Source organism: Gracilimonas sp. (assembly GCF_035704785.1).
Taxonomy (GTDB): domain Bacteria; phylum Bacteroidota; class Rhodothermia; order Balneolales; family Balneolaceae; genus Gracilimonas.
In genome coordinates this window covers 1-8502 of record NZ_DASSWP010000038.1, presented here as the reverse complement: position 1 = coordinate 8502, position 8502 = coordinate 1, and the positions used below count along the sequence as shown (strand labels likewise).

At 40.8% G+C, this 8502-nt stretch carries 8 protein-coding genes; 4 read left to right on the top strand and 4 right to left on the bottom strand.

From position 1 onward, the window contains the following. Together VFM80_RS02190 and VFM80_RS02185 are read right to left on the bottom strand one after the other, a co-directional pair. Positions 1 to 648, bottom strand: a 648-nt coding sequence (locus VFM80_RS02190; RefSeq protein WP_395069098.1) for a glycerophosphodiester phosphodiesterase, incomplete at its 3' end; no start/stop codon positions are given. Between the two features lie 162 nt (positions 649 to 810). After that, positions 811 to 1158, bottom strand: coding sequence for a hypothetical protein (locus tag VFM80_RS02185; protein WP_395069096.1), 348 nt, complete (start codon positions 1156 to 1158; stop codon positions 811 to 813). A 79-nt stretch (positions 1159 to 1237) separates the two neighbouring features. On the opposite strand from VFM80_RS02185, the gene rlmB reads away from it, so the two are divergent. Then, the gene (gene rlmB / locus VFM80_RS02180) at positions 1238 to 1984 is read left to right on the top strand and encodes a 23S rRNA (guanosine(2251)-2'-O)-methyltransferase RlmB (RefSeq protein WP_395069094.1); all 747 of its coding nucleotides are present in this window, start codon (positions 1238 to 1240) and stop codon (positions 1982 to 1984) included. Positions 1985 to 1991: 7 nt separating this feature from the next. Here the strand turns inward: rlmB and VFM80_RS02175 are convergent, their stop codons facing one another. Then, positions 1992 to 3215: an exo-beta-N-acetylmuramidase NamZ family protein gene (locus VFM80_RS02175; protein ID WP_395069092.1), complete on the bottom strand. Its 1224-nt coding sequence runs from the start codon at positions 3213 to 3215 to the stop codon at positions 1992 to 1994. Positions 3216 to 3297: 82 nt separating this feature from the next. Continuing rightward, the gene (ndk, locus tag VFM80_RS02170; protein ID WP_395069090.1) at positions 3298 to 3729 is read right to left on the bottom strand and encodes a nucleoside-diphosphate kinase; all 432 of its coding nucleotides are present in this window, start codon (positions 3727 to 3729) and stop codon (positions 3298 to 3300) included. Positions 3730 to 3866: 137 nt separating this feature from the next. On the opposite strand from ndk, the gene VFM80_RS02165 reads away from it, so the two are divergent. The 3 genes from VFM80_RS02165 to VFM80_RS02155 all read left to right on the top strand — a co-directional run bounded on the left by VFM80_RS02165 (position 3867) and on the right by VFM80_RS02155 (position 8354). Beyond that, positions 3867 to 5714, top strand: coding sequence for an adenylate/guanylate cyclase domain-containing protein (locus VFM80_RS02165; RefSeq protein WP_395069088.1), 1848 nt, complete (start codon positions 3867 to 3869; stop codon positions 5712 to 5714). A 170-nt stretch (positions 5715 to 5884) separates the two neighbouring features. Next, positions 5885 to 6328 (top strand): methylglyoxal synthase, encoded by a 444-nt coding sequence (locus VFM80_RS02160; RefSeq protein ID WP_395069100.1) that lies wholly within the window; start codon positions 5885 to 5887, stop codon positions 6326 to 6328. Then, positions 6318 to 8354: a thioredoxin domain-containing protein gene (locus tag VFM80_RS02155; protein ID WP_395069086.1), complete on the top strand. Its 2037-nt coding sequence runs from the start codon at positions 6318 to 6320 to the stop codon at positions 8352 to 8354. The genes VFM80_RS02160 and VFM80_RS02155 overlap by 11 nt, the downstream gene beginning before the upstream one ends. The last annotated feature ends 148 nt before the right edge of the window (positions 8355 to 8502 follow it).

Here is an 8502-nt window from a genome sequence, read left to right as displayed (position 1 = left end):
CTTAGCCCATTCTTTTGTAAACTGACGATAGCTGCAATTAAAGGCATCAGCATTGTAGTCTTTAATCAGCTGAGCAGGAGATCTCTTAGCTGATTGTTGCTTTTCATATAGTAAAGCCGAAGGGATGTTAACATCTAATTCTTTTAAATGCTTTGTTACCCGATAATCAAAACTTGAGAACAGTACATGTTGTTCCATTTCATATTTTTTGACAAGCTCCAAGGCTTTTTCTTCGATTCCGCCGCGGGCGTTATCAGTAACTGCTTCCGTTTTAATTTCTATATTCAGGGAAATTCTACCTTTGGCAAACTCAAGCACTTCTTCAAGGGTGGGAAAAGGCTCCCCCGAATGCTCTTCACTAAACCACGAACCGGTGTCCAGTTTTTTTAGCTCATCAAGAGAAAAATCAGAAACTGTTCCGGCTCCATTAGTAGTACGATCTAAAGTCTCGTCATGAATTACTACCGGGATACCATCTTTACTGAGTGTCACATCCAGCTCAATCATTTCGGCACCCATTTCGTATGCAGCGCGAAAGGCGCTCATCGTATTTTCAGGATGATAGGCACTAGCTCCACGATGAGCTATAACTACAAAGCCATCATTATTGTCATTATATAATTTAAAAGGAAGCTTTTGGTCAGGCATTGATTGTGCATGTAGAGAGAGCTGTAAAGCAGTAACTATTACAATGACTGAAAATAAGAATACCCTTCCAAAGACCATATTTTTTTAAAATGGATTTCATTAACTGAATTCAATTTAAGTAAGTTAATTACTAATTATTCAGTATCAGATATTAAGATTCAGTTAATTCTGTGAACTCACAACTCGTTTGATCGCTTTATGCAATAAAGTATCAAAAGTACCGGCATGAACGATTGTCCGATACATTAAATACAAACCAAGCATAGTTGTAATACTTCCAAAAACAGTCATAATAGTTGCCAGCCATAGTGGTTCTATGCTATTTAAAAGTGATAGCGCTACCACAGATGTTCCTAAAAAGATCTGGCTTATGGCGGATAAGAAATGCAACCCATTAATTGAGTGAATTCTTTCCATAAAAACAGAAATACCAAAACTGTTTTTATTACCTTTCGACTGACTTAGATCATCACTAACAATTGGATCTTTATGTTCTTCTTCTTCAAACATGTCCTCATATTTTATTTTTGCTAACCCATACACTATTTGTAATTATTATAATGAAAGTAGAACGACTTTAAAATATTTTATGTCAAAATCAGAGAATTTTTTTATTTACGGACGTAACCCGGTAGAAGAAACCCTTCAGAATCGCCCTGATGAGGTTGATAAAATATTTGTTAAAAATAATATCAAGCCGAGTACTTATCAGAATATCAATGAGCTTGCACAGGAAAACGATGTTCCATTGGTTAAGGTTCCCGGAGCAAAAATTTATAACCTTGTAGGCAAAGTAAACGATCAGGGTTTTGTGGCTCAACTCAGCGCTGCTAAATACACCAACTTTTTTGACTGGGTTGAAACATTGGTTCTTTCAGAGAATCCGGCCGTTCTGCTATTACACGGCATAGAAGATCCACATAACTTTGGTGCTATTTTGCGCTCCGCAGCCGCAGCGGGTATTGAAGCCGTGATCATTCCAATGCAAAATCAGGCACCGGTAAACGCTACAGTTTTTAAAACCTCAGCCGGAACCGCAGGTCGAATTCCGATCATCCGTGTTCATGACCTTAATCAGGCTTTTAAAGACCTTAAAGCTATAGGTTTCACCATTGTTGGGTTGGATGGAGAGGCAAAAGAAACATTGTGGGAAACAGACCTCGATCAACCCATCGTTTTCTTGATCGGAAGTGAAGGTGAAGGCATCCACGCCGAAAATTTAAAGCGCTGCGATAAAGTCCTTAACATCCCAATGACAAATAATGTGGAATCACTGAATGCCTCTGTAAGTGCAGCCCTCATAAGTTATGAGTGGATGCGCCAGAAAAAGCAATAGTCAAAGATCAATACAACAAATATTCGGCTCTTTTTTCTTTAAAAGACTCCACCTCTTCTTTCCAGGATGGGAGTTCGTTTTCATTTTCAATGATCGTTTTCAGATCAATCCCAAAAAGATTGTTGGCAAATGGCTTGATCTCAAAATCATTGGTATGGTTACTGGCGAATTCCAACAGCCCAAGTCCAAGTTTAAGGGGATCTGTTTTCGAATATCCTTCAGGAAAAGACAAAAGAAATCCATGGCACAGCTCACCTTCCCATTTTGGGGAAAGTGCTTTACCGGGTATTGATCTTGGCTCAAACGTAACAGAATCTATTTTCACAGCATATATTCCCTGAAGAGAATCCAACTCTGAGGTTGAAAAATTCAGGTTAGGAGATCCTATCATCAAAAATGGATCTTCGGTTCCTCTTCCCTCGGAAAGATTTGTCCCCTCAAAAATTACAGTTCCGGCATAGGCAAAAGTATGCTCAAAAGTTGGGAGGTTGGGAGACGGAGGAATCCACTCAAGTCCGGTTTCCGGCCACAACATATCTCGTTGCCACCCGACTGCTTTAATTACACGATAATCAGGAGTTTCTTCTAACTCTAACCATCCTTCACCAACTGCCATCTGCGCCAACTCACCCATAGTCATTCCATAAATGATCGGCATGGGATAGAAACCTACAAAGGACTTGTATTCTTCCTGCAAGATCCATCCCGCAACATAATTCCCTCCCAGTGGATTTGGCCTGTCCAGTATCCAAAGCTCTTTATCATTTTCTGCTATCGCCTCCATTACCAAACCCATGGTGGCACTGTAAGTGTAGAACCTGACTCCCATATCCGGAAGGTCAAAAAGAATGATATCCACCTTTTCAAGCATCTCGGCTGTTGGTTTTCTGGAAGAACCATAGAGAGAGAAAACCGGCAACCCTGTTTCCTGATCTATTCCATCTTCTATGATTTCTCCGGCTCCGGCCTCACCCCTGAATCCATGCTCAGCTGCAAAAAGTGCTGTTACATTTACCCCCAAATTCATTAGCGAATCAACCATATGCACTCCGTTAACGCGCGAACTTGGATTCATCAGTAACCCAACTCTTTTCCCCTCTAATTCCTGCAAATGATCTTCAAGCAACACCTCTATTCCAAGTTTTACTTTGGGCTGTTCTTCAACATGCTGGATTTTACAACCGATGAGTATTATTAATGCGGGGACAATAAAGAATAGATGGTTTCTCATTTTAGCTGATTTTAATTCCATAAAAAAACCCTGCATAAATTAATATGCAGGGCTCTAATGTAGTATGATTACAGCAAATTAATTAAGCCTGATTTGCTACAACTTCAGATTCCGGGAAAAAGTAAGCAGCTTCAATTTTTCCGTTTTCTACAGAGTCAGATCCATGAATGATATTCTCACCTAAGCTATCTGCAAAATCAGCGCGTATGGTTCCTTCATCAGCCTCGGCAGGGTTAGTAGCTCCGATGAATGTTCTGAAGTCAGCTATAGCATTTTCTTTTTCCAGGATCATAGGTACACAAGCACCGCTGCTCATGAATTCACATAATTCATCGTAGAATGGTCGCTCTTTATGAACCGCGTAAAAACCGCCGGCAGTATCTTTGGTTAACCTTGTCATTTTCATTGCAAGAATTTTAAATCCAGCTTCTTGAATTCGTTTAGTTATTTCTCCGATCAATCCTTTGCGAACGCAATCAGGTTTGAGAATAGTCAGTGTTCTTTCTTTTGCCATTATTGTTATTGTGTTTTATAATTTTGTAACATTTAGCGTTACCTTAACTCTATATATACCCGTCAAGATACGGGTTCATTTATCAATTTTCGAACTATTTAGTACTTTATCCACATGTTATTCGGTTAGTAAGACGTATGAAGGAAGGACAACAACAATTACATATTTGGGAATTTAACTTAGAGGCCTCTCCCGACAGCCTATGGCCATATCTCTCAGATACTAATCGACTTTATAGAAAATTGGGTGCCACTCCTATTCAAAAAACTTCATTATCCAGAGGTACTCCTAAAGGACATCTGGAGTTGGAACATAATAATTTAAACTCTTATGTAACCTGGCAGGAAACTCCTTATGCCTGGGAAACTCCATACCGCTTTAAAGTCGTAAGGGATTATAAACTTGGTATAGTCAAAGAAGTAAAGATCTTTACCGAGTGTATTCCTACCGATCAGGGATCAAAGCTTGTTGTTAGAGTTTGGATCACTCCTTCAAGCTTTACCATTTCATATCTTATTAAATTCTATCTGAACTACATAATTAAGCGAAGGCTTGATAAATATTTACAAGAAATTGTAAATGGTATATCAAAAGGATTGAAGCCTTACGAGGTATCTAAACCTAAAAAATTAGTCCGGGGAGCAGAAAAGAAGCTTGAGGACCTGAAGGTAAAACTCATTAAGGCCAGCCAGCGAAAGCGTATTACCAACCGCCTTATTGATCTCATCAGGTTTGCGGAGGACGAAGACTTACAGCGAATACATCCCTATGCCCTTGCTGAATACTGGGGTGAAAAAAAATATTCTGTACTTAACGTTTTTCTGCATGCCGCAAAGCTTGACCTTCTTGATTTTAGCTGGGATGTCTGTTGCCCGGTATGTAAGTCCCCGCAGAACAATTTTCGAAAGATGAAGGAAACCAGGGTTCATCTGTTTTGTGAAGATTGTGACAATGACTATACCATGGATTTCAATCTCAATACACACCTTGTTTTTACACCCCATCCCCTGATCAGAAAAGTTTCCGATAAAACATATTGTTTTGGTGGCCCAAATTCTAAACCTCACCGTGTAATTCAGCAGGCATTAGCAATCGGTGATGAGCGCTATCCCCAATTAAAGCTCGAAGTCGGTTCTTATCTTTTCCGGACACACAATCACGAAGGGTATTTGGTGTTTCATGTTCGTGAAGATGGTATCGACAACGTGAACGTATATGTTACCGATGAAGAACTTGAGGGAGAAGAAATAACTATTTCATGCAATCCAAACCTCAGTATCAGTAATTTTTCTTCTAAAAGAATGATATGCTTTATTGAAAAGCTGAACTGGAAAGAAGAAGCTATTTATGCCAGCGAAGTAAGCTCATCAGTTGACTTCACTACACTCTTTTCTCATGAAACCTTGAAAGAAACCAGTAAAGTGAAAGCCTCTGATGTTACAATGCTATTCACAGATTTGATGAACTCCACTGAATTATATGTGAAAGAAGGTGACGAATCGGCAATTGGTAGAGTTATGGGGCATTTCAAGATCATCCAGCAAATTATTGCGGAGGAACGCGGCGGTATCGTTAAAACCATCGGTGATTCCGTTATGGCTGTGTTTTGGGAGCCGGTATCCGCATTAAAAGCCGTTCAGCGTATTCAGCAAATATTCAGTAATTCATCCGCTGTCGGGAACTCCTTTAAGATCAAAGCCGGGATTCATTACGGAGATTGCACGGCAGTAAACCTAAACGGCCGCATCGATTATTTTGGAACCACTGTGAATATTGCTTCTCGTTTAGTAGATGCAGCAACAGAAAAAGAAATTATGGTTTCTGAAGCTGTTTTTAACCATCCTGATGTCCAGCTATATCTTGATAAACACTCCGACACCTTCTTCATCAAAGAGAATCTAAAAGAGTTGAAAGGCTTTGACGATGAAGAGTTTAAGGTGAAGCAGATCCGCCTTGAGCGCCCTCCTATGCGATTGGTTATCTGATCAATTTCCCTTCTTTCCAGGTCGAAAGCATTTTCCATTGATAATCTACCCTTATTCGTTTTTATAATTGCACTTAGCTTCGCATCTTTGGGTACTCACTTATATAACGAATATTTAACCTCATGTCGCCAAAAAAAATACACCCGTCCATTGCTGATTCAGTTCAGCCTATGAAGCCCAAAAAGAATATTGCTTTGATCGCCCATGACCATCGCAAAATGGATCTGTTGGATTGGGCGGAATACAACAGTGAACATCTTTCAGACCACAACTTATTCGGAACAGGTACCACCGGGAAGCTGGTTTCTGATAAAATAGGATTACCTGTATTTAGATTTAAAAGCGGCCCATTGGGTGGCGACCTTCAGATCGGTACAGCCATTGTACAGAACGAGATCGATGTTATGATCTTTTTCTGGGATCCGCTTCAAGCCCAACCTCATGATGTGGATGTAAAAGCACTGCAACGAATCAGTATTGTCTACAACATTCCCCTGGCTTGCAACCGCTCTTCAGCCGACTTTCTGATCACTTCTCCCCTAATGAATCAGAAATACGACCGCTTTATTGTAGATTACAGCAAACGTTTTAACAAAGATTTTGATGCCGAATAATCTCGCTTCAGAAAAAAGCCCTTATTTACAACAACATGCCGAAAACCCCGTGGATTGGTATCCCTGGGGCGAAGAAGCTTTCAAAAAAGCCAAAGCTGAAAATAAACCAGTCTTCCTGTCCATAGGCTACGCTACTTGTCATTGGTGTCATGTGATGGCTCATGAGAGTTTCGAAGATCCCGATATCGCTAAAATGATGAATGAAGCCTTCGTCAATGTGAAAGTGGATCGTGAAGAACGGCCCGATATTGACAGCACGTACATGACGGTCTGCCAAATGCTGACCGGTCAAGGTGGCTGGCCACTGACCATTATCATGACTCCGAATAAGGAGCCTTTTTTTGCGGGTACATACATTCCCAAAGAAGCACGCTTTAACCGCATCGGGCTCCGTCAGTTGATTCCCGGGGTAACGGGTATGTGGAAGAATGAACCCAGGCGTGTGGAAAAAGCCACAGCTAAAATTCGGGAAGGATTTACCAAATCACAGGAATTTGAGAGCGGGAAATTCCCCGGTATGGAAGCCGTTGATTTTGCAGCCGAACAACTTGCTCAAAGGTTCGACCCCCAACACGGTGGATTTGGTGAGGCACCTAAATTCCCAAGCCCTCATAACCTGATGTTCTTGCTTCGTCAATGGAAATTGACCGGAGAGGATCGCTTTATAGACATGGTCTCCGAAACTTTAACACAAATGCGATTAGGTGGAATTTGGGATCATATTGGATATGGTTTTCACCGTTATTCCACCGACAGGGAGTGGCTGCTGCCCCATTTTGAAAAAATGCTGTACGATCAAGCCCTGCTCATGATGGCCTTCACAGAATGCTGGCAGATCACCAAAAAACCACTTTTTAAGCAAACGGTTTACGAAATAGCCGATTATCTTGAAAGAAATTTAAGTCATCCTGCCGGCGGTTTTTACTCTGCTGAAGATGCCGACAGCGAAGGTGAAGAAGGGAAATTTTACGTTTGGGAAAAGGCCGAGATTGAATCTGTTCTTTCTGCCAGTGATGCATCCACATTTAATGAGATATTTGGTATTACATCGGAAGGTAATTTTGAGGATGAAGCCAGCCAAAAACGAACGGGCAAGAATATTCCACATCTTTCAAAAGAATTAAGCGAAAGTGAATCTGAATGGTTTACGGATATCAGGTCTGCCTTATTTAAGGAAAGAGAAAGCAGGATACATCCCCTGCTGGATGACAAAGTACTGACTGACTGGAATGCATTAATGATCGCTGCTTTATCAAGAGCCGGCTTTGCGTTCAATGAACAACGATTTACAGATCTGGCTGAACGTGCGACACAGTTTTTAAAAGAACACCTTAGGAATGAAAATAAACTTCTGCATCGCTTTAAAGATGGCGAAGCCGGTATCCCTGCCATGGGAGATGATCATGCATTCCTGATATGGGCTTATATTGAACTCTATGAAGCTACGTTTAACCCGGAATATCTACGGGAAGCAGTTAAATGTAATCAACAATTCCTGGATCAGTTTTGGGATGAAAAAAAAGGCGGGTTCTTTTTCAGCATTATAGATGAGGATCAGGTTTATGGGCGGCAACGACAGATCTTTGACGGAGCCATCCCCTCCTCTAATTCCGTGGCAATGATGAATTTGATTCGGCTAAGCAGGCTAACCGGAAATACCGAACTTGAAGAATATGCCGACCGGATCGGTAAAGCATTTTCAGCTGATCTGATCCGCTCCGGGGCCAGTATTTGTCATGGCATGCAGTCCATTCAATTTCTGAATGGAGACGCAAAGGAGATCACGCTTTCAGCAGACCCTGAAACAGCTGAGAATATGCTTCTGCCTTACCGTGAAAAATTCTCCCCTTTTTCCATTCACCACATTAAGACTGGTAACAATCAAAATGTATTGGATGAAACGACTCCTTACACAGCATCCCAAAATAAAATTGACGGGAAGCCGGCTCTATATGTCTGTGAACACTTTACCTGTGAAAAGCCTGTCACAGGCCTAAATGATATAAAGAAAGTATTCGTTAAATGAACCATATTTCCTTTTATTTACACCATTAATTAATCAGGCGGCCAATCCGGTTTGAGGCATCCTGCGTATATCATTATATCAAAGTAATCTATGCTTTTTTTCATACTGACAACTATTGGTAAATTCCTGACAAAGGATGAAGAAAGAG